Genomic DNA, 26,370 nt, shown 5'->3' with positions numbered 1-26,370 from the left:
CCTCCGTACGATAAGTCAACATCGGATCGCTAGCGCTTCTCCGTGTTTCCTTTATCTCCTGCGGCTCAGTCCAGTCCGTACGCCACTGAACGGTCGCTTTCGCTTTTCTTATATTATTGCTTTAAAAAGTCAACCAAGAATGTTGAAATTCCTGGGATATAACTAATTAACAGTACATTAATAATTAGGACAATCAAAAACGGAATAACAGCTTTTGATATTTGCTCTAATCGAACTTTTGATATTTGCATTGCTACAAATAGATTAACTCCAAGCGGTGGCGTTACCATTCCAATGGCCAAGTTAACGACCATAATAATCCCAAAATGGATTGGGTCAATTCCAAGTGCAATTGCGATTGGTGCTAGAATCGGAGCAAGAATAATAACAGAAGCAGATGTTTCAAAGAACATTCCAACAATTAGTAAGAAAATATTAACAATTAATAAAAAGACTAATGGATTATCAGAAAAGCTAATAAAGGATTGAGCAACTGTTTGCGGAATTCTTTCTTTCGTTAACAGCCAACCTAAAAGACCTGCATTACCAATGATCAACATAATAATCGCCGTTGTAATTCCAGACCTCATAAATACAGGAATTAGATCTTTTATCTTAATCTCTCTATAAACAAATAAACCAATAATTAATGCATAGAACACTGCAACAACTGCTGCTTCAGTTGGTGTAAAAATTCCGCCATAAATTCCACCGAGTATAATAATCGGCATAAGTATCGCAAAGATTGCATTTTTAAACGCAACCACTCTCTCTTGCCATGTAAATTGTTCAGTACCTTTATATCCCCGTCTTTTTGAAATAATGACAGCAGTTAATACTAACGAAAAACCTATCATTAACCCAGGAATAATTCCTGCCATAAATAAATCCCCGATTGAAACGCCAACGACAACCCCATAAAGGATCATTGGAATACTCGGAGGAATAATAACCCCTAATGCACCAGCTACGGCTTGTACAGCTGCAGCAAAATTCACATCGTAATACTTAGCTACCATTGCTGGAATCATAATCGAACCTATTGCAGCAACTGTAGCAGGACTTGAACCAGAAATAGCAGCGAAAAACATCGATGTAATAACAGTAACTCCTGCTAATCCCCCTGTCATGGAACCAGCTAGAGTATTAGCAAAATGAACAAGACGTTTTGAAATTCCACCTGTTTCCATTAAAGACCCGGCAATAATAAAGAAAGGAATTGCCATTAATGGAAAGGAGTCTAATGATGTAAATATGCGTTGAACAATTACTGTTAATGGCATGTTACCATCGAACCAGACTGCAAGAGTTGAAGCTAAACCGATAGAAAGGGCAATCGGAACAGTCATGAGAAATAAAATTATCATCGAGACTAATAAAACTGGTGTCATTCCTCAACCCCTCCTTTTAGCTTCAAAATATTATTAAGGATAACTGCAAGGCAATTAATCATCATAAAAATGGATCCTACCGGAATTGCTGAATATGGCCACGCCATCGAAATATTCATAGCCGGAGAGGTTTGTCTAGTTACATTACCGACTATATCTATTCCATACCATATTAATACACATAAAAATCCAATACATACAATGTAAACAATAATATTTAAAATCGATTTCGCACGATCAGAAAGCAATTCTTTTAAGGCATCTACCGATATTAAATCCAACTTACGAATGGCAAGTGCAGAACCAATAAAAACACTCCATATCATAAGGTATCTTGCTAATTCTTCCGACCACCTTAGTGATTCTTGAAGAACAAATCTAGAAAATACCTGATAAAAAATAACAACTGACATAATGATTAACAAAACGGCTAATAGAATACCAAGAATTTTGTTAAACTTGTCAATTGCTTTAATCATTCCACTCATAATACACCCCCATTAAAGAAGAGATGGGGGAAAGAATTCCCCGCATCTTCTAAACCTAACGCCTATTTTGCTGCATTTTGTATTTGTTCAATTAATTCAGCACCGAATTCAGAAGAATATTGCTCATAAACTTCTTTGGTTGCCTCTTGGAAAGCTGTTTTGTCGATGTCCTCGATAATTTCCATACCTTCTTCTTTTAAATCTGAAACCATTTCTTTTTCCATTTCAGCTACTAGGTCACGTTCAAATTGAGCGCCTTCGATTGCAGCTTCTGTAAGAGCTTGCTGTTGTGACTCAGTAAGACTATCAAATACTTGACTGCTTATTAATAATGCAGCTGGTGAATAGAAATGGCCAGTAAGCGTTAAGTAAGGCTGAACTTCGTAAAAACGAGAAGTTGAAATAATTGGAACTGGGTTTTCTTGTCCATCAACTACTTTTTGTTGAAGCGCTGTAAATAGCTCTGTAAATGACATTGGTGTTGGAGAAGCCCCCAATGCGTTAAAGGAATCCATGTGGACATTATTTTCCATCGTACGAATTTTTAATCCTTCTAGGTCTTCTGGAGTTTCAATTGGATTTTTACTATTTGTTACGTGACGGAACCCGTTTTCCCACCATGCAAGTCCTGTAAGACCTTCGTCACCAAGCTTAACTAATAAATCTTGTCCAATTTCACCATCTAATACTTCATAAGCGTGTTCACGATTTTCAAAAAGAAACGGTAAGTCAACAACGTTAATTTCAGGTACAAAACTTCCAAGAGGTCCAGTAGATGACAATACCATATCTAATGTACCAATTTGCAGACTTTCAACCATGTCACGTTCTCCACCTAATGATCCGTTAGGGAAGATTTCAACTGTTAATTCGCCATCAGTCTTTTCTTCTACCAACTCTGCAAAATGCTCTAAGCCTTTATAGTAATGTGAATCTTCAGCTAATGTAATTCCAACTTGTAAAGCTCTTGCTTCTCCTTCAGTTGCAGTTTCTTCTGGTGGTTGCTCACCGCCAGTACCAGGATCTGTATCAGTACCTGTACCACATGCTACAAGTAAACCTAAACTTAATACTGTTACTGCGCCTAATAATTTCTTTTTTATTTTTCTCATTGTTACATCCTCCTTGTAATATTAACTATTCATATTTTTATTTCATTAAAAATTTTTACACATATTCATGGCTTCCAGATAAAGTTTCAACCGCTTTCACTAATGCTTGTTCTGTCCCAAAAGCACCAGCTTTTGTTACTAGTGGCAAACCGTCATGATGACCACCTAATAATTTACCATATGGAATACCATCCTCAACTTCACCAATAACGTTAATTCCATTACCCTCTAGTATTTTACACGTTGCACCAGCAATATCTCCGCCAGTTAATACTGCACCTGAAATATCCTTGCTTTCAACTAATTTCCCTGCAATTTGTCCCATCGCTTTTGCGATTACACTACCTATATCCAAATTCGTTAACCCAAGTGAAGCCTGTATTTTCTTTACTCTTTCTATAGCTTCTCGTGAGCGATTAGTGGATATCACTAAATTCCCTTTTTCTAGTAGTGTATTTCCTTCTAAAACAGCTCGTTGAATTTCTTGATGTCTCTTTGTTTCATCGAAAAATTGTTCCGGAGAAATCACAATCTCTCCAACATTCATTTTCTTTTTTAACTGTTGAATTTGCTTATCCGTAATCGAATTCACACTACCTGCTACCACTAATACTGGTAACCCTTTACGCTCCTGTTTTTCAGATACTGTTTCTTGGTCTTTTACTGTTTCACAAAGGTGATAAGCAATTCCTGCTGAACCTACCCACATCACCTCTTCCCCTACTAATTGAGCAGCTTCGGCAATAGCCTTAAGATCTTCATCTGTTGTCGCATCAATAATAACGATTTTCGATGCTTGATCTGAAGATAACGCCTTCATCTTTTGCGCTAATTCACCTTTACTTTTTCTTACATCATCAATCGTAATTAACTCTACCTTACGTTTACTCTGTTGCTGTACTAATTTGGGCAAATAGCCTTCTTTTACTGGGCAACTTGGATCATTTGCAATTTCAGTTTTTTCTAGTGGGACACCATGCACATAGTGTTTCCCATTTTCTGTTATTCGATTACTTTTTGGAAAGGCAGGAACAACGAACGAAATTTGATATTGAAAAACATCCATTACAGCATCAATTTCCTGTCCAACATTTCCCCTCATTGTTGAGTCTATCTTCTTAAAAACATTTGAAACCCCTAATTGATTTAATTGTTCTGAAATGTTATAAACCGTTTCATAAGCGCTTTCAGGATTTAATGCACGACTATCTGAATTTAAAACAATAACTTCTCCTGTAAATAGTTCCTGGTGTAACTTTGTATTAGAAAATAAGACCGTTGTCTTTAAGCCTTGCTTTGCAAATTGAACCCCAGTATCATTAGCCCCTGTTAAATCGTCCGCTATAACTGCTAATTTAACGATTATCTCCACCCCCCTTAATAGACTTAGCTGTTAGAAGACTTTTGGGTGATTACATACTTATTTTTAACATTACTTGCTTGTCCATCCGGCAATTAACTGTTTTATTTTTAAACATATTAAAACCGCTTACATTGAATATATTAAACTATCATGTTGCATTTAGCAATACTTTTTTGTGGTTTTTGAGAAATTAAAATTTTCGTTATATACTTACAGCAAAATCGACGTGTTTAATTAGACTTTTTCCTCTTGATCAAACGTGGAAAAAGAAAAGCGCAAGTGCCCGATTAGCGACGTATGGACTGGACTGAGCCACAGGAGATAAAGGAAACACAATGAACGTTAGTGAATTGATGTTGACTTATCGTACGGCGGTGAGGGAAGTCTCACTAGTCGCTGGGCGCTGGAGCTAGACAAGAAAAGCGCAAGTGCCCGATTAGCGACGTATGGACTGGACTGAGCCACAGGAGATAAAGGAAACTCGGGTGTTCGTTAGTAAGTCGATGTTGACTTATCGTACGGAGATGGGGGAAGTCTCGCTAGTCGGTGGGCGCTGGAGCTAGACATCTACTTTCTTATTAAAAATGGACGCAAACTTTATTTTAGTTTGCGCCATAAGGTAGAACGGTTAATACCTAACCGTTTTGCTGCCTTCGATTGGTTCATCTCCTCTTCTTCAAGGACGATTGATATGATTTGTTTTTCTATATCCTCTAATGTTCCATTTAAATTTATGTTGTATTTTGAAACACCATCCTGTTTTTGCTTATATTTTATCCGTTTTAAAACTACTTCAACTTCATCCTTCTCTATATAGAAAGATGAGGATTGTAATACTAGCTGTTCAACAATTTGCTTTAATTGTTGGATATTCCCTGGCCAATCAAACTTTTCTAATTCTTTTAATGCATCCTGCCTAATCCCAACCACTTGATTACCATATTTTATATGAAATTCAGATATAAAGACATGAACTAAATTCTCTATATCTTTTTGCCGTTCTCTTAGTGGCGGGATATAGATGATTAAACGTGATAGTAAATGATATAAGTCTTGATCAAACAAACCGTCTTTAACTTTTTGTTCAATTGTATCTTCAGAAGATATTAACCATCTTGGCATCTTAACATCTTGATTTTTCAGAAAATAGTAGAACTCTTTTTGCATGAAATGATCAAGCTGATCAATACCTTTTAAGTAAATGAAATCATTCGTATGTTTTTGAAAAAACCCCTCTTGTATTAATTTTTTTAGTTGCTCATGCTTTAACAGATCACAATAAATCGTAATAAATAGTTCATCATTCGTTTTATTTTTCAAATAAATTGACTGGGCAACTAACTCTTTTCCATTTCCCTTTTCACTAATAATCCATATCGGTTCATCCATTTGACTGAAATCCTCAACTTGCTGCAATACATTTTGAATCGGTTCACTTTTTCCAGCAATCAAAATATAAGGTACGGAGGTTTTGATGTCAATCGCATACGGATTACCATTTTCCTCTGACACTTTCTCGCCATGATCATAAACTTTATCAAAATATAATAAAACGACCTCTTTTGTTGGAAATGTCATTAGTTTCCACAAGTCATCATCCATGGTCAGAAATTTCGTTTGCGTTTCTTTTTTTTGAGCTGTTAACCTGACAACTTCCGTAATATCAGATAAATTTTCTAGTTGAGCTGTAGTGAATTCTTTTTTTAAACGCTTATTACGATAGATAACTTTTCCTTCTTTACTCATGATTGCAATAGCTCTGTCATCGTTATCGATGATCGATTGGTACAGTAATACATCTTCATGTAACCGGGAAAATAAACGATACACCCGTCTTGCTTCCTCAAGAGCTTCTTGTATGGCTTCTTTCCCTGAAGTGATCAATATTCCATTTAATCCTAGTTTTTGGGCAGCTTGTACAGTAATAACATCTCCAATAACCACTTCATAACCTTGTTCTTTTAACTTCTTTAGTCGCTCAGTTACCTCAGTTTCTTTCTTTATAGTAATCGTATTCATCTCAAAATCCAGTAGGTTACATATCGTTGCAGCGCCGTGAGTTATGTTTGGAAAACCAACAATGGCTGCTTTTCCTGGGAAACCTTTAACAAGCGTTAATGTACGTAATACGTCATATCCAGATACCTGAATTTCAACGACAGGGATCGACACTACCTCTTGAATCATCGATGCCGTTCCACCCCGACTGATAATGATGTTGAAGCCTTTTTCTTCTACTTTCCTTGCTATCTTAACACCTTCATTTAAATTTCCTAATTCCGTATGCAACTCAAAATCGTGAATTTCTTTATCTAATTCTTTTATCATTTCAACGAGCCCTTCATAAGGGGCAATGAATAGTACCTTTATCATCTCATTCACCTCCTGTTGCAAAAATCAACATACCATATTTTGATAATAGCTTATCACATTTTAATTCAATTAAAAATCCCTTTTCATTTCCAGATACGTAAAAACAGTACCTTTTATAAAAAAGGGATGGTATATTAATCTCATTTTAATTGACTTATTTTTTCCCACACTTGCAGATATATTTCTTTAAGCGGAACATCATTTTTTTCTGCAAGTATTCGACAACTCTCATATTCAGGTGCTGTTTGTACAACTTTTCCTTGATATAAACCTTGTTTAACTGTGACTTTTCCCCAAGTTGTTTGAATGTCAATAAAGTTCCTCGACAATCGATAAACCTGTAGTGGGTAATACCGAACACCCAAAGTCGTGGTTTCATGAAATAAAATGTTCATCATTTCATCAACTTTATTTTGAGAACATAACAACTGCAACATGATCCCTGGTCGATTTTTTTTCATATAAATTGGCGTATAAAATACATCATTTGCACCTGCTTGAAATAATTTGTCCATAACATAGCCAAGCCACTCTCCTGTTATGTCATCCAAGTTAACTTCAATTTTCACCATGTCTTGATCAAGATGTTCTTCACAATGTAAAAATTGTTCTTTCATTTTCAGATCTCCCCCGATTACGATGTACCAAGCATCATTCGTAATACATTTGGATGATTAGGAAAATCTTTCGTTCCTGCACCATAGCCAATGGATGTTATCGTAAATGAAGGAACTGGCCCAAATTGATGGACAAGTGCTGATAATATACCTGCCCCAGTTGGTGTCGTTAATTCTCCTTCAATATCACTTGTTTTGATAGGAATCCCTTTTAAAATTTCCAATGTTGCAGGTGCTGGTACCGGAAACAAACCATGGGCAATTTGGATTTTACCATTTCCTACAGGAACAGGAGAAGCTAAAATATTCGATACTTTCAATTGGTCAATTAAAATACAAGTACCTACAATATCAATAATGGAATCAACAGCACCAACTTCATGAAAATGGACCTTTTCTAATGGAATGTTATGTATTTTACCTTCAGCCTTTCCGATTATTTCAAAAATCTTGAGTGCCATATCTTTTATATTTTCATTATAGTCTGTATTTTGAATCAGTTTGACAATATCAGAGTAATGACGATGCGAATGGTGGTGGTGATGACTATGGCTGTGGTGTGTGTCACTTTCAGACAAAATCACATCAAACTTTGTCGCAGTAACCCCTTTTTTTACGACTTTTTCCCAGCGGAGTTCATATTCTTCATGAATATGAAGTTTTCTTAATTCTGTTTCAAGAACTGTAGGATCAGCTCCAAGATCTAAGAGTGCACCAATCGTCATATCACCACTAATTCCTGAAAAACAGTCAATATAAAGCGTATTCAAATTATCTTTCCCCTTTCTCTTTAAAAATTTATTCGATGATTTTTATGTATTAACATTGCATAATAACCAGCACCAAAGCCGTTATCAATATTCATTACACTAATTCCAGATGCACATGAATTTAGCATCGTTAGTAATGCAGAGAGCCCTTGAAAATTTGCCCCATATCCGACACTCGTTGGTACAGCGACAATGGGATTACTAATTAATCCACCAACTACGCTAGGTAGTGCTCCTTCCATTCCAGCAACAACAATAGTCACCGTTGCATTTTCAATATCATCGAGATAATAAAAGAGTCGATGTATTCCTGCTACACCGACATCGTATATTCGTTTTACAGATGCACCGAAAGCTTCTGCCGTTACGGCTGCTTCCTCTGCAACAGGTAAATCAGAAGTACCTGCACAAACAACAGCTATATACCCTTCATAAATACATAGCGTTTCATCTGGCTGCTTCCAAAATAAAGTGCGGGCTTCTGAGTTGTACTCCATTTCAGGGATTGCTTCTTTCACTTGATATCCTTTTTGATCATCAACTCTTGTTGCTAGAACACGATTTGTACTTTTCATTAAAGATAAAACAATGCTAATAATTTGGTTTGCGGTCTTCCCTTCTCCATAAACGACTTCAGGGAAACCTGTTCGCTTCTGCCTTTGATGATCTAGTTTTGCAAAGCCAATATCCTCAAAAGAAGACAATAAAGCCTTTGCTTTATCTATACTTAATGTTCCGTCTCTTACTTCATTGAGTATGACATCTATGCGTTTATTTTCCATTAGGACACACCTTTTTAACTTTATCATTCATTTACTGTCTCTTGTTTACCTAAAGCCTTATTCATACTACCGCTCTTATATCCTTGAAGATCAAGTGTTACAAACTTATATCCGAAATCTTGCAGCTTTTCTGATATACTTTCATGATGATTTAATACCAATTGCATATCTTCTGGATCAACTTCTACTCTCGCAATATCTTCATGTGTGCGAACTCGAACTTGCTTAATACCTAATAGCTTTAAATAATGTTCAGATTTCTCTATCTTTGTTAACTTTTCCTGCGTAATCATTTGACCATATGCAATCCTTGAAGATAAACAAGCAAAAGATGGCTTTTCCCATGTTGGTAAATTTAATTGTTTCGATAGCTCTCTTATTTCATCTTTATAAAGATTAGCTTCTTGAAGTGGACCTCGAACCCCATGTTCGATCGCTGCCCGGACACCCGGACGATGTTCACTCATATCATCGGCAATTAAACCATATAAAACATTTTGAAACCCATTTTCATCCATAATAGGGACGATTTCTTCAAACAAACCTTTTTTACAGAAATAACAGCGGTTTTGATCATTTTCAGCATATCCAGGAATAGCAAGCTCAGACGTTTCGATCACTTGATGTCTAGCACCAATTAACTTTGCAAACTGCTTTGCTTCTTCTAGTTCACTCGAAGGATACGTTTCAGAATCTGCCGTAACAGCAAGGACATTTTCCGTACCAAGAACATCGACAGCTACTTTTAACAAAAACGTACTGTCTACCCCGCCAGAAAAAGCGATAATTACACTTTCCATTTCTTGTATAATTATTTTTAAATGTTCAAATTTTTCTTGTAACATTGTTTAAACACCTCAAATTACCATATCTAATATAGCGTAATGTATGAACTTCTATTTATTTGACAAGAAAATAATACAATTTATTATAAGGTAGTTACTATATAAAGTAAAATAATGCTCGCTTAACAGACATACCTGTTAATTTCTTATGGAAAATAGTACCATACAATTAGAATTGCCCTAAAGCTATCATTGTAGTATTTTTAACTTGTTAGGTTTAAAAATACCATACCGAAAGAATCAGTATGGTTAAGAGATCTTTTTCACTATCAAATTCCGTAAAACAAGTTAACTAAAATTTGTTCGAGTTAATTTCGGTATAAATAACGATAAAAAGAAGGAACGTGAGAAACTAAATAATACAAAAGCGATCCAAACTCCATGATTACTATATACAGGTACGAACAACCAAATGGCTAGTAAAAACACGATTAATGCCAAGATAATCGAATCTCTAATCGATCTGGCCTCTGTAGCTCCTGAAAAAATCCCTTCTAATTGCAACCCCCAAAATCCTACAAAAGGAAAAACAAGCATCCAGATTAATAGACCAATAGCAACTTCTTTCACCTCAGTAATGGTTGTAAACAATGCAACAATACTTTCACCAAATAAAAGTATGACTAAAAATAATACAATTGATGAAGCAAAGCCCCATTGTGCTGAAAGGGATAAGGCACGTTTATAAAGAAATTGATTTCCACTGCCTATTGCTCTTCCCACGATGATACTCGACGCATTCGCAAAGCCTGCTATCAAATATGCCATAATATAATGGATTTGCAGAAGAATTGCATTCGCTGCTAGTGTTACCTCTCCCATACTCGCACCCTTTGCAGTAAAGATCCCCGTCATCGTCAGTAAACAAACCGTCCGTAAAAATAAATCTCGATTGACTTTGATCATTTTTATTAGCGGCTCAGACTCTATTAACATTTGAAAGTTAATCGTTGAGAGTTTGACTCTATGTGTACGATAAATAACCCATGCTCCAAATAAAACGGCACTGATTTCAGATATAAGTGTCGCATAAGCAACCCCAGTAACTCCCATCCCGAAACCTAAAACAAATACAATATCTAAAATGATATTTAAAAGATTCATTAAAACTTGAGTAGCTAACGCTAAGCGAACCTTCCCCATACCGATGAGCCAACCAATCATCACGTAGCTAAGTAGAGAAAATGGCGCTCCCCAAATTCGAATGGAAAAATAGCTTGCAGCAAACGACGATACCGTTTCGCTTCCGCCGATTAAAGCTAAAGCAATTTTTAATATAGGCTGCTGTAAAATAATGAAAAACAAACCGAACACCACAGCTATAATCATCGGTCGTAAAAACGATAATATCATTTCCTTTTGATTATTTGCCCCTTCTGCCTGTGCAGTAAAACCACTCGTACTCACTCGTAAAAAGCCAAGCAACCAGTACATCGTATTAAAAATAACGGCCCCAATCGCTACTCCACCAATTGAAGCTGGGTCAGGAATTCGGCCAACTACTGCTGTATCAACCGCGCCTAATATCGGAGTTGAAATACCTGAAATAATAAGTGGAATTGCCAATACTAAATACTGGCGTTGACTTAAGGAAGGGCTACCCTTGTTTTCCAGTGAGGAGGTTGCTAATTTCATACTTGTCTCCTTTTTTTAATCTTACTTTTATAAATATGTGTAAATCAAAGTTCATTATTAACTAGACCTTTTTCTAAATGAACAGTTGCCTGCTCATTACATTCATCTAATATAGTTATAAAACCTTTCTTTTGCCAAAAAGACAAGCCTCCTGGTAAGAACTTATGTGTGTGTAGATACATCATTTTATAGCCGACTTCTTTACAATAACGTTCAACCTCATTAAAAAGTGAAGAACCAATTCCTTGTTTTCTCAAATTTTTATCTACATAACATTTAATAATTTCACAGGTTTCTTCTAAGTTGTATCGATTTCCAAGTGAAACTATTCTTCCATCATACGGTCGAACAGCAATAGTTCCAACTACTTGATCTTTATAAAATGCAGCTAAAAACGTTGCCTTTTCTCTGGTTAAGAATAATAACTCCATATCAGTTAAATCTTTCATTGACGCCTCACTAATTGGGAAAGGATAAACATCTGTTATGATTTTTCTATTACTCAATTGAAGCAGCTTGAATTAACGCTTTTGTGTAAGGATGACGTTGCTTATGATAAAGCTCTGCCAAATCGAACTGATCAACTATGGAACCATTTCTTAATACAATTATTTTTTCACATAAAAATGTAACAGCCCTTAGATCATGTGAGATAAACAGAATAGTCATGTTTGTTTTTTTCTGAAGCTCCTTTAGTAAACGCAAAATCTGAACTTGAACCGTAACATCCAAACTTGCTGTAGGTTCATCGCAGACGAGAAGTGATGGCTCAATACTTAATGCTCTAGTAATACTAACTCGTTGCTTTTGTCCTCCACTTAATTCCCCTGGATAACGGTCAACCATTTGTTTTTCTAGTCCCACCATTTCTAAAAGTTCTTCAGCGATTTCTTTTCTTGATAATCCTTCAGCTGATAGAAAAGCAGGGGAAATTTCCTTAAAATTGTCAAGAGGTTCTAGAATGCTTTTCCAAACCGGCAGCTTCGGGTTTAACGTACTCGTGGTATCTTGGAAGATCATTTGAACATCTTTTCGATACTGACGTAAGAAAGTCCTTTTCTTCGGAGCGACTGGTTGTTCTTTAAAAATTACACGACCTTCCTTATAGGATTCCAAACCTAAAATTACTCGTGCTAGCGTACTTTTTCCACAACCGCTTTCTCCTACAATCCCAATGCATTCTCCTTTATCAACACGAAATGAAACGTTCTCCAAAGCCTTAACACTTTTTGCATAATTCTTGGATAACCGATCGACGATTAATAAACTCATAGGACTCTCACCTTATTATTTTGGATTAGTGCTTCCTCTCCAGGAAGCGAAAGCAGGCAAGAACATAATTTTTTCGTATAGGGGTGCTGGTGATGACAGCGAATCTGTTCGGGTAAACCTTCTTCAACGATTTCACCTTGGTGCATAACATAGATCCGATCCGTCCGCTTATAAGCTTGAGCTAAATCATGAGTAATCAATAGAACCGCACACCCTGTTTCTTTTCGAACTTGATCAATATAACTTAACACCTTCTCGCCATTCATCACATCCAAAGCAGTAGTGATTTCATCACAGATAAGCAAATCAGGTCTTAATGCTAACGCCATCGCAATGGCAGCCCGTTGAACCTGTCCACCACTTAATTGAAATGGATAACTTTTATAGACCCTTTCTGAATCGAGACCCATTTCCTCAAGAACTCGAAAAGCGATGATCTTTGCCTCTTTTTTACGAATCATTTCGTGTGTACAGATTGTTTCAACCAATTGTTTCCCAATTTTAATGAATGGAGTAAAGCTCCCACGGTAATCTTGAAAGATCAAACCGATTTCCTTCCCGAGAAGCTTACGGTGTGCTTCTGAAGGTATTGATAATAGATCATCGTTCTTATAGAAAATATGACCATTTACATTCATTTCTGACGGAAGAAGACCCATAATCGCTTTTGCAGTTAAGCTTTTCCCGCTACCACTTTCTCCAATGAGACCAACAATTTCACCCTTTTGAACTTCAATATTCATGTTTCTCAATAATGCATTTTTTCCAGCTCTACTTTCAATCTGCAAACCTTGTATGGTCATAAGAGGTCCACTCACAAATAATCCCTTCCTTTTCGTATATCAAAGTAACTTTTCAATCCATCTCCTAATAAGTTACAACATAGAACGGTTACCATAATTGCTAACCCTGGATAAATCATTAAAGTAGGTACCACTTGAAAGTAACCTCGTCCATCGTTAAGCATCGCTCCCCATTCTGGAATAGGTGGTTGAGCTCCCAGGCCAATATAAGAGAATGCTGAAATCAGTAAAATCACTTTCCCCACATCAATGGTAGCCATGGCAATAATGTCTGGCATCACTTGAGGTAACAAATGCATACGTATTGTTTTGAAAGAACTAGAATGAGAGACTTTTGAAACTAAAACATACTCTTTCTCTTTTTCTGCAAGGACTAAGCCTCGAACCACACGAGCATAGACAATCCACCTTACCAAAACAACCGCAATAATAATATTAGTTAGGCTCGGTCCTAACATACCAGCAATTGCAATAGTTAATATAAAATCAGGAAAAGCTAAAATCCCATCAATAATTCTCATAAAAAATGCATCAATTCTTCCTCCCATGTAACCAGAAAGAAGTCCGATTGGAACACCTATACAAATTGCCATTACAATCGTAAACATCCCTAAACCAATCGTTAGTTTTGCTCCATATATAATTCTTGAAAACACATCCCGACCTAATTGATCGGTTCCAAGCCAATGAGTTGAAGATGCGCCCTGTAACCTGTTGCCCATATCAATTTGAAACGGATCATGGGGAACGAGGACTCCGCCAAGGAACGTAACAAATGCAAGAAGCGTAGCAAGGAGAAGTCCGATCGTCATATTAGGGTTACGGAGAAGTCTTGAGGTTTTGAGCAATGCTGTTTCCATTACCCCAACTCCTTTCCTTGCTTGATTTGTGGATTAATCATCAAATACATTAAATCAACGATAAGGTTTGTTATCACTACTAGAAAACCTACTATTAGGATATAACCTTGAATAACCGGATAATCACGTTGCATCACGGAATTCACTATCAGTTCCCCCATTCCTGGCCAGGAAAAGAGTATTTCAATCACTGTTATTCCTCCGAGAAGACTGCCAATACTTAATCCAAACACCGTAACCAACGGAATTAGACTCCCTCTTAGGGCATGAAAAAGAAGAATCCGCTCTTTTCGTAATCCTCTTGCTTTTGCCGCTTCAATGTATGAGCTCTGCAACGTAGAAATTAGTCGTTCGCGTAGTAATCGAATATACATTGGTGCCATTGCAATTCCAAGCGTAATAGAAGGTAAAACAAAATGAGCTAATGTACCTTTCCCCATTACAGGTAAAAGGTTGAGCTTTAATGAGAACAAATAAATTAACAACAATCCAAGCCAAAAGCTTGGAATAGAAGCTCCCAGCATTGCCATCCATCTACTTATATAGTCAGGCCAACGACCTTCATAAACAGCTCCTAGTATTCCAAGTGGAACTGAGATCAAAAAAAGTACCACCATGCCTCCTATAGTTAAAGCAACCGTGGCCGGCAATCTGCTCATTATCATGTCCAGCACTGGCCTTTTAGCAATAATCGATTCTCCTAGATCAAAATGTGCAACATTCCAAATCCACCGACTATATTGCACTAAAATCGGTTGGTCTAAGCCATACTCTTTCTTTAACCTCTCCTCTTCAACTGTTGTTGATACCACGTCATCTACCTTTAAAATCGCTCTAATCGGATCACCCGGTGTGACTTTTATTAATAAAAAAGTCACAAAGGAAAGAATTAAAACCATTACGACTAATTGGATCATTCTCGAACCAATAATAGACAAAATTCTGCACATCTATTCTCACCTGCCAACACTCGTTATAAAAAGCTAACAAGAAAAGTGAAAGTATCTTAAGACACTTTCACTTTTCTACTATTCTACATCCATTTTATTAGTAATTAAGTAGTATTCTTCAGATCCTGGACTCCAGTTCTTAACGCGCTCATTCACTCCTACAATAATATGGGGATGTAAAATAAACGATTGTGGAACCTGATCCTGAATGATAGCTACAGCTTTCTTTTGCAAGGCAATTCTTTCCTCAAGATCGGCTGTCACATTTAGTTGTTTCGTGATTTCATTTAGTTCAGGAATATCGATTTGCCCTGGATTTAATGAACCCTCTGGTAAATATGCAACATTCAAGAAATAGCCGCCGTCTCCTCGAGGAGCCGTCAAATTAGAGTACGTAACTAGATCCCATTCATCTTGTTGCTCCCATAAATAACTATCAATGTTTTCAATCGTGACGATATTCACACCAATTCCTAAACTTGCCGCTTCTGCTTGTAAGTACTGGGCCATTAATGGAAGTTCAGGTCTGCCTTGATACGTTGCCAACGTTAACTCAAGAACCTCTCCATCTTTTTCCAACTTCCCATCTTTATTCTTCTCATAACCAGCCTCTTTCAATAAAACCTCTGCTTGTGCTGGATCATGACTTTCTGGCTCTTTTTCACTTGCAAATGCAAAATCAGGGTTGAACGGTCCATTGGCAGCTGTTGCATGTCCATTCATAATCTCACTCACCGCTACAGGACGATTAATAAGTAAATCTATTGCTTTTCGAACCTTTACATCTTGTAATGCAGGCTTTGCGGCATTATAAAGAATGAAATGGACACGTAAGCTTGAAATCGATTCAACACGAAGGTTATCACTAGTCTCAATTGGATCTAACGCCTCAGGAGGCAAATGATATGCAATGTCTACTTCACCGGATTGAAGGGCTAGTGCACGGACATTTCCATCTGAGTTAAACTTTATCATGACTTTATCTAAGTTCGCAGCTCCATCCCAATAATTCTCATATCTTTCTAGTTGGATCTCTGCTTCAGGTGTAAAATTAACTACTTGAAATGGACCTGTTCCAATCGGTTTTTCACTGATATTTTCTTCGTCTGCTTTTATAATAGAAGCATTTGTATGGACCAATTCAGACAGAAACACAGGGTACGCTTCTGTAGTTATAAACGTAACTTCTTGACCGCTTGCTTCTATGGATTCGATTTTTAAGTTAGCTGCAATCGCATCGTTCACATCCATAACACGTTCAAATGAAGCTTTCACAGCTTCCCCATCAACTAATGTTCCGTCGTGGAACGTAACTCCATCTCTAATCGTAAATGTCCATGTTCTCTCGTCTTCCTGCTCCCATGATTCTGCTAACCACGGTTGAATTTCAAGATTTTCATCAATCTTCACTAACGTCTCTGCAATTCCTGCACGAACACCCATCCAATCCTGATGGGGATCTATCGTTTTCGACGCAAAACTAAATAACAACGTTACTGACTTATCCTCTGTCTCAGAAGATTCACTTGTACCTTCTTCCTTTACTTTGGAACCAGTATCCTCTCCCTGGTTATTACACCCCACAACAAAAGTAAATAGTAAAGCAAGAATTAAGTAAAGAACTGATTGTATTTTAAACATTGTTTATTCCACTCCTTGTTTTAGAAAAACTATTTTCTTTCTTTTCACGAAATCGCAGCCCGTTTTACAGGTGCTGCTCGTCGACTTTGTTTTGAACAATTATGTACATTTGTTTCGTCATTTTTTCTTTTAAAAAATAGCAAGATAGTAAAATAGTAAAAATGGTGATAGAGGAATAAATCGTAACTATTACTATTTATATTCACACTCAATAAATATACACAAAGTTTTTGTGAACGTCAATCATAATTCATAACAATTACTATAATGTGTTACCATAATAGTAGTATCAACTAAATGTTTAAATTACCAATATAAAAACCCCTTTTGCATCTACAGCTTCTATGAAAAAGGGGGATAATCTCTTCTGTAGTTCTGATACTATGAAATCAATGGAAATTACCGGTAAAAAACATTGGGAATTGGAATTATAATGAAAATAGTAAAGGAAATAACAACGCTTGGATTTATACTTCATCCAAGCGTTTTAATCTTATTCAAGAATTGTTTATTTCCTATGAAATAACGTATTTGTTGTCACTCTGTAATTTAGTGTGTCATTTTCCAAACTATTTAGTATGTCAAACTTCAGTAATCGTTGACAGTCTTTAAGTTTCATTTATTTTTTATTAAGGGCTTCCCTTGTGTTCGGACCAACGATCCCATCCACGGTTAATCCCTTTGATTTTTGAAAGGCTTTGACCGCTTGTTCTGTTACGGGGCCAAATATTCCATCTATCGTTCCTTTATAATACCCTAGCTTTTTAAGTCTGGTTTGAAGGCTCTTTACTTCTTCTCCTTGAGCTCCACGTTTCAGGTTTTTCTTTTCAGGGGACGGCTTTGGTTGGGCAGTTGATAATGCTTCCCTCGTATTCGGGCCAACGATCCCATCCACGGTTAATCCCTTTGATTTTTGAAATGCTTTGACCGCTTGTTCTGTTACGGGGCCAAATATTCCGTCTATCGTTCCTTTATAATACCCTAGCTTTTTAAGCGTGGTTTGAAGGCTCTTTACTTCTTCCCCTTGAGCTCCACGTTCCAAGTTTTTCTTTTCAGGAGACGGCTTTGGTTGCGGAGTGGATAATGCTTTTTTCAGGGCTTCCCTCGTATTCGACCCAACGATCCCATCCACGGTTAACCCCTGTGATTTTTGAAAGGCTTTGACCGCTTCTTTTGTAACGGGGCCAAATATTCCGTCTATCGATCCTTTATAAAATCCTAGCTTTTTTAAATACGTTTGTAATTTCTCGACCTCTTCACCTTTATCACCTTCTTGTAAGAATGGGTGATCAGGTGGTCGTTTTCCACTTAGTAAATCTTTGATAGAAAGTCCAAACGTATATTGAAAATGTGGATAGTCTTTAAAAGTTCTCCAGTTGCCTCCCCATTCGAAGCCAAGCGAAACACCAATTTGACCTAATTGCTTGAATGCATTTAAGTCATTCCAATTAAAGGATTTACCATCTGGATTTAAAATTCCAATATCGACTGCTAATCCATAATTGTGATAACTATGACCTCCAGGTGCATTTGTTACGATATTTCCTGGCTTACTCCTTCCTTGCTCATATAATTCATTTTGTTTTTCTATCGAGCGAAAACCACTAATAATAACTCCATTTATTTTCTGCTTATAACCTTCAGTAATTAATTGGATGGCTTTATCACGAACTACTGGATGTAAATTATCAAAGTAGCTTTTACTCTTCTCTAATAGCAATTCCAAAGTTATAGTGATAGAGGTTGGTAGTTTTAAGTTTTGAGTAGCCAAGCTTACAAATTCCTTTAAATCTTCTACGGTTCCATCAAACTCATTGAGATCAACAGGTCCATTTATTCCATTTACGGAACCTGAGGCTGTATATTGTAAAAATGTCCACCTATTCCACCCACCATAATCACGTGGTTGATTCACTCCGTATCTCGCAAACCATAAAGGAATATCATGAAGCGTTGGATGAAGGTGGGTATCGATAAACCACGGGTAAGAGTAAATAATCGGTTCAATCCCTATTCTTTCCTTTACTCTGTTAATCCAATTACGCGCCCAATTTGTTAATTCATCTTTATTTAATCCTCGGTGTTCTTCAAGATCTAATACTGGAGGTAGATCTCCTTTTTGTAATGCATTAAATTTGAGTAACGTATCAACAAAGTAATCTGCTTCTTCTATCGCATCATCTATAGCCGGAGTTGCATAATGATAGGCCCCTACAATAAACCCTTCTTTTTTTGCAGCAACATAATTTTCGTGAAATTTCGGGTCTATAAACCCTACTCCTTCTGTCACTTTTATAAAAACGAATGATTTTCCTGCCGCTTTCACTTTTGGCCAATCAATCGACCCTTGGTGATGGGAAACATCAAGACCCAATGCATTTTGTGAGTTTCTTGCTTGCATCAAACTTTCACCTCCTATTTATATAATATATAAAGCAGGAAAAATTTTGATTGTATGTTTGTCCTAGTAAAAATAAACATTATTACCTACGATATTTAATAAGGATTTTTTACTAAGTGTTTATTTAATAGATTTATATTTTCAGATAATAAAAAAAAATGCTTTATAATTTTTTATTCAATCCAGACACCCTAAATCGTCTGCTTGCGTTTGAAACGTTTGAAAAAAAATGTGAATTTATAATATAATCAAAATATGCAAATGAAAATTATAATGGGGCAGGAGGCTATTGAACAGGAAATCATTGTATGCTCAAAAAGCTCCTGACTCAATAATTTCTTTTGAACTTAACCCAAGAACCATTCTTGTCATGCGTAGCGGTATTCTTGTGTGAATCGAAAAAGAGGTCATACGGTATGGTGAGAATTATTATTGAAAGGCATAAAAAGATCTGTCGAAAAAGGATATTTATATAGTACTGTTGATTTTACAAGTATTTTGAATAGAAAAATCAATGACATTTTTGTTGAGTGGGATTTCGAAATAGATGAAAGTCCCATTATTTTGATTACTGAAGGAGAAATTAAAAATTAAATAAAGTGGTGGAAATGAGCTAGATAATATTAGCTAGACATGAACCAAAAGCAGTATTCTGAAAGGGATGCTTCTTTTGGTTTTTTTTATTTAAAATTAAAGGAGAATTAAAAACATGAATTCCGACTTAAATAAAAAAACGAAAAAAATATGTACGACCCACAAGAAGAAATTATGCAATTAGAAGCAGACCTCCTTGTTTCATATTATAGAAAGAGCAGTGAAGGAAGAACTAGCACAACATCATAAAGATTACCAGTTTATCGTAGAAAACTCAGGTGATATCATTGCTACTCATATCGTTAATGGAAGATTTAAATTCATATCACCATCTATCAAAAATCTTTTATAGTGAACGTGTTTAACTTTGAACATCTAACAACAGACGGTTTATCTAAGGCTGCTTCCTTCCAATATTCAATAACAACATCAACTGTATCGAAAATAACATCATAAGTCTCACCGTATTTCGTTTATAAAATCTTCTATCCTGTACTCACTTACTTTATCAGCACCTAAAGGCTTAACTTTAGAAATCGCCATATTGCAAAGGAGCTTCCCCTTTTTGATCTACGATTTTTGCCTCGATAATATCAGTTCCTTCCGAAATTCTAATTACTTCTATATCAAATTTCCATTCGTCACCAAAGTCGAATAAATATAAAAACCTTTGACCTTCAATTAATTGTAAGCTTCCAAATTGTGCTTCATTTACAAATGGACCAACTCCTTCTTCAAGGCAATTATAGCAATTTTTGCTAAATTTCTTTCCATCCATATAAAACGAATACAGATGATCATCCTGAAATCCAAAGCTTCTTTGAATCAATTTATGCAGGTCAAGTAACGTATGAGAGCTAGAGATTTGAATCGTCCGAGAACAACTGCTACCAAAGGTCACCTTTAAGGTAAAGACTCCCGACGTGAATTTTTTCCCGTTTGATAAAAACGGATTATCCAAATTAGCCTCAGGGAAAATGGGCTTTAATAAAGTTACCAATGGAGTTATTTCCTTTTTCTTTCTTTTTTTAGGTTTTAAAATGGACTGATTAATACCGATCAAACTGAGAAATGACTCTAAACCAGCATCCCTACTGTTACTTTCTTCTAGATGCTCAAGCCAATTTTTCGCCAATGCTTTATCTATCTTTTTAAATAACGGTGTTAATTTCAATGTTTTGGCCATAAAGTGGGTACCCGCATAATCCTTTTCTTTATTAAGCTCAACCTCCCAAAGCCCTAAGTAGCTAAAGTACAGAAGAAAGTGATCGTATTGATAAAGAAGTTGTTTTAAATCCTCATTTGTATTAACATTAATTTTCTTATTAGCTGCATATTTCTCTAAAGATTCAAACAGAAAATCAATATTAGATGGAGGACGAAAGCGATGCCTTCTCTCAAAAACCGACCAATCAAGTTTTTCCCAAAAGCATTGTAATAGAACTAAATACTGCTCTATAGAAGATAAATTTCGAAATGCTACTACCTGCTTAGAAACGATCGAAGCAAATGCTCCTCCTGACACTCTATTCCTTTTTATTAATTGTAGTACAATCGTTGATTATTTAATAGAAGAAAACCTCGCATTTTGAAAAAAGATTGATCAAAATACGAGGTTAGAATTGTTTTATGAGATTATTTTTATAAAAAAGATTGATTAATATAATTCAATTTTGCTTAATTAAATCACTGTATTTTCTTACTTCTTGTAAGCAATGATTTTTTGAATAATTAGTCCATTCTTCTAAATTCCCTTTAGTAATTAACAACGCTTCAGATTTAAGTAAGCTACTAAATCTGAAATACTTAATGTACCTCAAAATCTCTTAACGTAGGGAAATACTTAAGTTATTGTACTTTTATTTGATTTACATTTAACTCTTTACTCTATTTAAACCCTCTCCTTCTAGTCAAAAAGTGAGGATTAGCATCTGAAAACTCTTCATAGAATGATTTTGGTACAGTTGAACCCCACCATAATCTTCCTTTTTCATTATATTCCTCACGGGTCCAGCCAATCGTCTCCATATCTAAATCACGCGCATAATCATGTGCATAAATCTCGATACGATGTCCGTCTGGGTCTTTAATATATAAGAAAAATGCATTGGATACTCCATGTCTGCCAGGACCATATTCAATAGAATCACGGAATCCAGCATCAGCCAATAAGTCAGCTGTACGCACTACTCCTAATACACCATCTACAATAAATGCAACATGATGGAGTGCAGCTCTCGATGCTTTTACTAATGCTACATCATGCGTAAACGTTGCACGCCGTACCCATGCCGCAAACTTTTCGTCTCCATCTTTTACGAATTCAGAAATTTTAAATCCAAGGGCTTGCCAATATTCAAGCGCTTTATCGACATTTTCGACTCGTAAGTTCATATGATCGATTTTAATAGGTGGAATACCATTAAACTGATGTGTATTACTCATCGGCAATACTTTAATCTTTCCCGATTCATCTCTAATAGAAACTTGCTACATCGAATGATAATAGACTATAGAATGTCCATTTGGCTAAACAACCTTTAAGCATGATCCAAGACCTGGATAGAAACCTTCAGCCACATACTCATTTGGAATACCCATTTGATCGTGCCATTCTTTTAACTCCGTTAAATATTCTTTACTAGATACTCGTAAACCAAAACAACCGTAAGCCGCACTTGGTTTTTCAGTTAAGATAAATGAAAACTCGTCAAACTCCTCAATTCCTCTTAAAAACAGGCTGTTGCCAACTTGCTTTACTTCTATAAACCCCAATGTTTCAACATAAAATTTTCTGGATGCTTTTAAGTCCGTTACATATAATTCTGAGAAACCAATCGTAAAATCATCTATATTTCCCCCCTATTGTTGTTCTTGATTCTATTCTGTAAAATTCACACTAACACTACCTAGCTCAGTGAACACAGCTGTAAACTGATCCCCAGGTTCTGCTTCTACTGCTGCAGATAATGCGCCAGATAAGATTACTTCCCCAGCTTTCAATGTTACATTATATTCAGATAACTTATTAGCTAGCCATGCCACACAAATCGCTGGATCTCCTAACACGTTCAGACCACAGCCTTCATTGATAACCTCTCCATTTTTCAAAAGCTTCATTTGCACTTTTTTCAAATCCACTCCGTTTAACGGAACTGCTTTTTCACTTAAAACATACAAGCCACATGAAGCATTATCTGCAACAGTATCTTCTAGCTTAATCTTCCAATCTTTCACCCTACTATCAACAATTTCAATAGCAGCCACAACATAATCAGTTGCTAGTAAAACATCTTCAGCCGTCACGTTAGGACTCACTAAATCCTTTTTCAAAACAAAAGTAATTTCCCCTTCAACTTTAGGTTGGAATAATGTTTTCAGAGAAACATCCTCTCCATCCTTCACTTCCATTGAGTGAAATAAATGACCATAATCTGGTTGATCCACTCCAAGTAAATTTTGCATCGCTACAGAAGTGAGACCAATTTTCTTACCACTAATCACTTCTCCAGCCTGGATTGCGACATTTACTCTTTCTAGTTGAACGGCATACGCCTCATCAATTGTTAAATCTTCTGCATGATTAGTTAAAGGACTAATCGATTGATGATTATGAAAGGCATCATCTAAAAGCTGAACCAATTGTTGAACTTTATTATTCATTATTCATTTCGCTCCATAACTAATCTTATATAGTACTTTTCCATTCAATAAATATTCAATTAGTACATTATTAAACTCGTCCACTTTTTCCCACTGTGGCCAGTGCCCCGCATCCTTTATAACCGCAAGCTCACTTCCATGAATCATGTGTAATAAAGGCCCTGCTTCCTCCACAGATGAAGTTGGGTCATGGTCAGTCCAGCACAGTAAAGTTGGCGTTGTTATTTTATTGCACCACGCTGGATTCCAAGTATATTTCTTCCTAGGCTCTACTTCCTGCAAATACACAATATTATGAACTGCTTCTTTAAAGGATTGCTGAGTATAAATGTTGTACCTTGACTCTATTAACTCCTCTGTCACCTGGCTTTTATCGTACATTAGCCATTCTAATCGTGTTTTGACATTTTCATAATTGGCTTCCTTTACAGCCTTCAATGTCGAAGCTTTTAAAGCAGCCATTACTTCAGGTTTATTATTCACATTTCCTGGAGTATTCAATACCATCGACTTCACATATTCCGGGTGTTCCATCGCAAACCAAGCCGCTACCCAGCCCCCTAAAGATTCACCTGATAAATAAATTTTTTCAAGCTCTAAAGCCTGAATAACATGCAGCAAATGTTCACTATAAAAATCAATGCCATATGGACGATTCGGCTTATCTGTATAACCATGTCCTACCATATCAATACAAATCACACGAAACTTCTTACTTAACTCGGGTATATTTCGTGCATACGCCTCTATATGACCTCCAGTTCCATGCAGCAAAATCAAAGGCTCCCCTTAACCAGCTTCAAGCACACGTGTACGTATTCCATTCGTATCCACAAAGTGCAATTTAAATGAAACATTTGCTAAATCAGTCCAAATCGTCATAACAACAAACCCCTTTCAAAAAGAAACCTTAGAATAGATTGGCAAAGAACTTGAACTATACTTTAACAATTTAATAATCACATTTCCCTTTTTCAATATAGACGAAAAATCATGAGCAATTAGCTGTAAATCACTAGTAATCTCCATCATCGTTAAATAAGATGAGTTTAACTGCTGTATTTCTACTTTATAGACGCCTTCTTTCGGAAATAACGTTTGCTCCAATGGTTGAAATGAAATCCCATCCCAATGTGCCTTCAACTTATAATATTTCCCTAAAAAATGTGGAACCTCATCGACTAAACCTTCAACAATTCGTTGACGAATAGCAGTAGAGCTTATTTTTTCTCCTAAATAATCCACACAATCTACTTCGGTTATCATAATGCCACCATTTGAATCTGACGGAATATCCTTCAGCTTCCCAGAGCCCTTTACGCCATAATTAAAGTCAAACCCAGCCACTGCATGTTTCACATTGAGCCTCACTAAATAGTCATCCACAAATTGCTTTGGAGAAAGCCCTGCAAATCCAAGTGTAAATTCAACTAAATAAAACAGATCTACACCTTGCCGCTGTAAAGCAGACTCCTTATCACAAAGTGTCATTAAATGAGCCACTTGCTTTTTACCACCCGATAAAATCTTAATAGGGTGTGGTCTGAAGCTCATTACCGCTAGTGGTAATCCTCGACGCCGTGCTTCTTCACGAGCAACCTCAATTACTTTTTGATGACCAAGATGAACACCATCAAAGTAACCGAGTGCCATTACACAATCCGTCGCTTGTTCATATGCCTGTGGTAAAGTCTTCTCATTCACTATGATCGTCTTCATCTGATCATCTCCTTTAAATTAACCTACTTCTACATCTTGAAGCTCTCGATAACGGCCATTAAAGAATAATAATGGATCTCCGTCTTTCACTGTGATATCTGTAACTTTACCGATAAACAATGTGTGGTCACCTTCAACATGCTCTGCAGAAACCTCACATACAATTTGAGCGATTGCTTCAGGGATAATTGCTGTATTGTCTAATAGACCAAATGCCACTTCTTGATCTTTAATTTGACCAGCAAAAATTTTCGACAAATCCATTTGTTCAGCCGATAAAATATTGACAGAGAACTTTTTCGATTCCTGAATCTTTGGCAAAATCCGCGCATTTTCTTTAATTGAAATAACTACTAATTTTGGATCTAATGATACGGACATAAATGCATTCGCCGTCATACCATGCGGCTCCCCATTTGTTTCAGTGACAATTACTGTCACCCCTGTAGCAAATTTCCCCATTGCATCTCTAAATGAACGATCTTCCATAATAATTCCTCCCCCTTATCCTCTTATGCCACTATTAAATCCAAATAGTTCCATCCCATAGGCAGCAACGGAATCCTCATACAATGATGTTTTATGTGTAGCAACTGTTAAAATATCCCTGATAAACATTTCAATCGCTCCACCCTTATAAAGGGCCCCTCCACCAAGTGTTAATAGTGAACGTACTGCAATTTCTGTGCAAATTTTAATGATATTTGTACGAATGGCGAAAAATTCACCACGTAAAAACGCCTCTTGATTTTTCCCTCTGGACTGCTTCAGCAAATTCAAATATTTATCCATTAAAGCATCTGCTGCATGATATTGAACTGTCATCTCTGCTAGAACACGCTGACTTCTCGGTGATCACTTTCTCGAACACCATCTGTAAGGCGTACTCGCTTTTCAGTCATCGTTTTAAATTCCTTAAAAATTCTTTCTGCACCACCAAGTGCAATTGCCGGGAATCCAAGATAAAATGTGGCATAGAACGGTGTATCATAGAATGCATAGTCCTTGTCGTAATCCTCTTCAGGAGGTTTCCCGAAAGCATCTGCATGATCCAATCTAATTACTCTATTATTTGGAACAAATACATCACA

At 36.4% G+C, this 26,370-nt stretch carries 26 protein-coding genes; 1 reads left to right on the top strand and 25 read right to left on the bottom strand.

All coding sequences use genetic code 11. The features are described 5' to 3' along the window. Positions 1-113: 113 nt before the first annotated feature. The 17 genes from J0N78_RS16855 to J0N78_RS25880 all read right to left on the bottom strand — a co-directional run bounded on the left by J0N78_RS16855 (position 114) and on the right by J0N78_RS25880 (position 19,303). The gene (locus J0N78_RS16855) at positions 114-1,391 is read right to left on the bottom strand and encodes a TRAP transporter large permease (RefSeq protein WP_209124241.1); all 1,278 of its coding nucleotides are present in this window, start codon (positions 1,389-1,391) and stop codon (positions 114-116) included. Continuing rightward, entirely contained in the window at positions 1,388-1,879 is a 492-nt protein-coding gene (locus tag J0N78_RS16850; protein ID WP_209124240.1) for a TRAP transporter small permease, read from the bottom strand. Before J0N78_RS16850 ends, J0N78_RS16855 begins: the two co-directional genes overlap by 4 nt. 62 nt (positions 1,880-1,941) lie before the next feature. Further along, positions 1,942-2,991, bottom strand: coding sequence for a TRAP transporter substrate-binding protein (locus J0N78_RS16845; protein ID WP_209124239.1), 1,050 nt, complete (start codon positions 2,989-2,991; stop codon positions 1,942-1,944). A gap of 55 nt (positions 2,992-3,046) precedes the next feature. Next, positions 3,047-4,363 (bottom strand): four-carbon acid sugar kinase family protein, encoded by a 1,317-nt coding sequence (locus J0N78_RS26360; protein ID WP_307794961.1) that lies wholly within the window; start codon positions 4,361-4,363, stop codon positions 3,047-3,049. Between the two features lie 588 nt (positions 4,364-4,951). Next, positions 4,952-6,727 carry a PrpR N-terminal domain-containing protein gene (locus J0N78_RS16835; protein ID WP_209124238.1) on the bottom strand — a complete coding sequence of 592 codons (1,776 nt, stop codon included), beginning with the start codon at positions 6,725-6,727 and terminating at the stop codon, positions 4,952-4,954. A gap of 140 nt (positions 6,728-6,867) precedes the next feature. Then, on the bottom strand, positions 6,868-7,344 hold the full coding sequence (gene larC2, locus J0N78_RS26215; protein ID WP_209124237.1) for a nickel pincer cofactor biosynthesis protein LarC2: 477 nt from the start codon (positions 7,342-7,344) through the stop codon (positions 6,868-6,870). 17 nt (positions 7,345-7,361) lie between these two features. Then, entirely contained in the window at positions 7,362-8,114 is a 753-nt protein-coding gene (larC, locus tag J0N78_RS26210; RefSeq protein ID WP_209124236.1) for a nickel pincer cofactor biosynthesis protein LarC, read from the bottom strand. 20 nt (positions 8,115-8,134) lie between these two features. Beyond that, complete coding sequence (larB, locus tag J0N78_RS16820) at positions 8,135-8,896, bottom strand: nickel pincer cofactor biosynthesis protein LarB (RefSeq protein ID WP_209124235.1); 762 nt, start codon at positions 8,894-8,896, stop codon at positions 8,135-8,137. Between the two features lie 23 nt (positions 8,897-8,919). Further along, positions 8,920-9,741, bottom strand: a complete 822-nt coding sequence (larE, locus tag J0N78_RS16815; protein WP_209124234.1) for an ATP-dependent sacrificial sulfur transferase LarE — start codon at positions 9,739-9,741, stop codon at positions 8,920-8,922. A 288-nt stretch (positions 9,742-10,029) separates the two neighbouring features. Further along, the gene (locus tag J0N78_RS16810) at positions 10,030-11,376 is read right to left on the bottom strand and encodes an MATE family efflux transporter (RefSeq protein WP_209124233.1); all 1,347 of its coding nucleotides are present in this window, start codon (positions 11,374-11,376) and stop codon (positions 10,030-10,032) included. 44 nt (positions 11,377-11,420) lie between these two features. Next, the gene (locus J0N78_RS16805) at positions 11,421-11,882 is read right to left on the bottom strand and encodes a GNAT family N-acetyltransferase (protein WP_280637243.1); all 462 of its coding nucleotides are present in this window, start codon (positions 11,880-11,882) and stop codon (positions 11,421-11,423) included. Further along, positions 11,875-12,648, bottom strand: coding sequence for an ABC transporter ATP-binding protein (locus J0N78_RS16800; protein ID WP_209124231.1), 774 nt, complete (start codon positions 12,646-12,648; stop codon positions 11,875-11,877). Before J0N78_RS16800 ends, J0N78_RS16805 begins: the two co-directional genes overlap by 8 nt. Further along, positions 12,645-13,466 carry an ABC transporter ATP-binding protein gene (locus tag J0N78_RS16795; protein WP_307794960.1) on the bottom strand — a complete coding sequence of 274 codons (822 nt, stop codon included), beginning with the start codon at positions 13,464-13,466 and terminating at the stop codon, positions 12,645-12,647. Before J0N78_RS16795 ends, J0N78_RS16800 begins: the two co-directional genes overlap by 4 nt. Continuing rightward, positions 13,463-14,311: a nickel transporter permease gene (gene nikC, locus J0N78_RS16790; RefSeq protein ID WP_209124230.1), complete on the bottom strand. Its 849-nt coding sequence runs from the start codon at positions 14,309-14,311 to the stop codon at positions 13,463-13,465. Before nikC ends, J0N78_RS16795 begins: the two co-directional genes overlap by 4 nt. Beyond that, the gene (gene nikB, locus J0N78_RS16785) at positions 14,311-15,261 is read right to left on the bottom strand and encodes a nickel ABC transporter permease (protein ID WP_209124229.1); all 951 of its coding nucleotides are present in this window, start codon (positions 15,259-15,261) and stop codon (positions 14,311-14,313) included. The genes nikC and nikB overlap by 1 nt, the downstream gene beginning before the upstream one ends. A 78-nt stretch (positions 15,262-15,339) precedes the next feature. Continuing rightward, complete coding sequence (gene nikA / locus J0N78_RS16780) at positions 15,340-16,902, bottom strand: nickel ABC transporter substrate-binding protein (RefSeq protein ID WP_209124228.1); 1,563 nt, start codon at positions 16,900-16,902, stop codon at positions 15,340-15,342. Positions 16,903-17,521: 619 nt separating this feature from the next. After that, positions 17,522-19,303 carry a peptidoglycan-binding protein gene (locus J0N78_RS25880; RefSeq protein WP_280637246.1) on the bottom strand — a complete coding sequence of 594 codons (1,782 nt, stop codon included), beginning with the start codon at positions 19,301-19,303 and terminating at the stop codon, positions 17,522-17,524. Positions 19,304-19,735: 432 nt separating this feature from the next. Between J0N78_RS25880 and J0N78_RS16760 the strand changes: the two genes are divergently transcribed. Further along, positions 19,736-19,897 carry a hypothetical protein gene (locus J0N78_RS16760; RefSeq protein ID WP_209124227.1) on the top strand — a complete coding sequence of 54 codons (162 nt, stop codon included), beginning with the start codon at positions 19,736-19,738 and terminating at the stop codon, positions 19,895-19,897. Between the two features lie 529 nt (positions 19,898-20,426). Here J0N78_RS16760 and J0N78_RS16755 read toward each other — a convergent pair. The 8 genes from J0N78_RS16755 to J0N78_RS16725 form a co-directional block, all read right to left on the bottom strand. After that, complete coding sequence (locus J0N78_RS16755) at positions 20,427-21,422, bottom strand: IS1096 element passenger TnpR family protein (RefSeq protein ID WP_209124226.1); 996 nt, start codon at positions 21,420-21,422, stop codon at positions 20,427-20,429. 362 nt (positions 21,423-21,784) lie between these two features. Beyond that, positions 21,785-22,342, bottom strand: a complete 558-nt coding sequence (locus J0N78_RS25875; RefSeq protein ID WP_247747389.1) for a VOC family protein — start codon at positions 22,340-22,342, stop codon at positions 21,785-21,787. An 84-nt stretch (positions 22,343-22,426) separates the two neighbouring features. Next, positions 22,427-22,735: a VOC family protein gene (locus J0N78_RS25870; RefSeq protein ID WP_307794965.1), complete on the bottom strand. Its 309-nt coding sequence runs from the start codon at positions 22,733-22,735 to the stop codon at positions 22,427-22,429. A gap of 42 nt (positions 22,736-22,777) precedes the next feature. Further along, entirely contained in the window at positions 22,778-23,560 is a 783-nt protein-coding gene (locus J0N78_RS16745; RefSeq protein ID WP_209124225.1) for a 2-keto-4-pentenoate hydratase, read from the bottom strand. 3 nt (positions 23,561-23,563) lie between these two features. Further along, a complete protein-coding gene (locus J0N78_RS16740) occupies positions 23,564-24,334 on the bottom strand; it encodes an alpha/beta fold hydrolase (RefSeq protein ID WP_247747388.1) in 771 nt (256 codons plus the stop codon). A 123-nt stretch (positions 24,335-24,457) separates the two neighbouring features. Beyond that, on the bottom strand, positions 24,458-25,279 hold the full coding sequence (locus J0N78_RS16735; RefSeq protein WP_209124224.1) for an adenylyltransferase/cytidyltransferase family protein: 822 nt from the start codon (positions 25,277-25,279) through the stop codon (positions 24,458-24,460). Between the two features lie 18 nt (positions 25,280-25,297). After that, a complete protein-coding gene (locus J0N78_RS16730; protein ID WP_209124223.1) occupies positions 25,298-25,768 on the bottom strand; it encodes a flavin reductase family protein in 471 nt (156 codons plus the stop codon). A 15-nt stretch (positions 25,769-25,783) separates the two neighbouring features. Continuing rightward, positions 25,784-26,104, bottom strand: coding sequence for an acyl-CoA dehydrogenase family protein (locus J0N78_RS16725; protein WP_209124222.1), 321 nt, complete (start codon positions 26,102-26,104; stop codon positions 25,784-25,786). Between the last annotated feature and the right edge of the window lie 266 nt (positions 26,105-26,370).

The organism is Alkalihalobacillus sp. BA299 (assembly GCF_017745675.1).
GTDB lineage: Bacteria > Bacillota > Bacilli > Bacillales > Bacillaceae_F > Alkalihalobacterium.
This window is presented reverse-complemented; position numbering and strand designations above follow the sequence as displayed.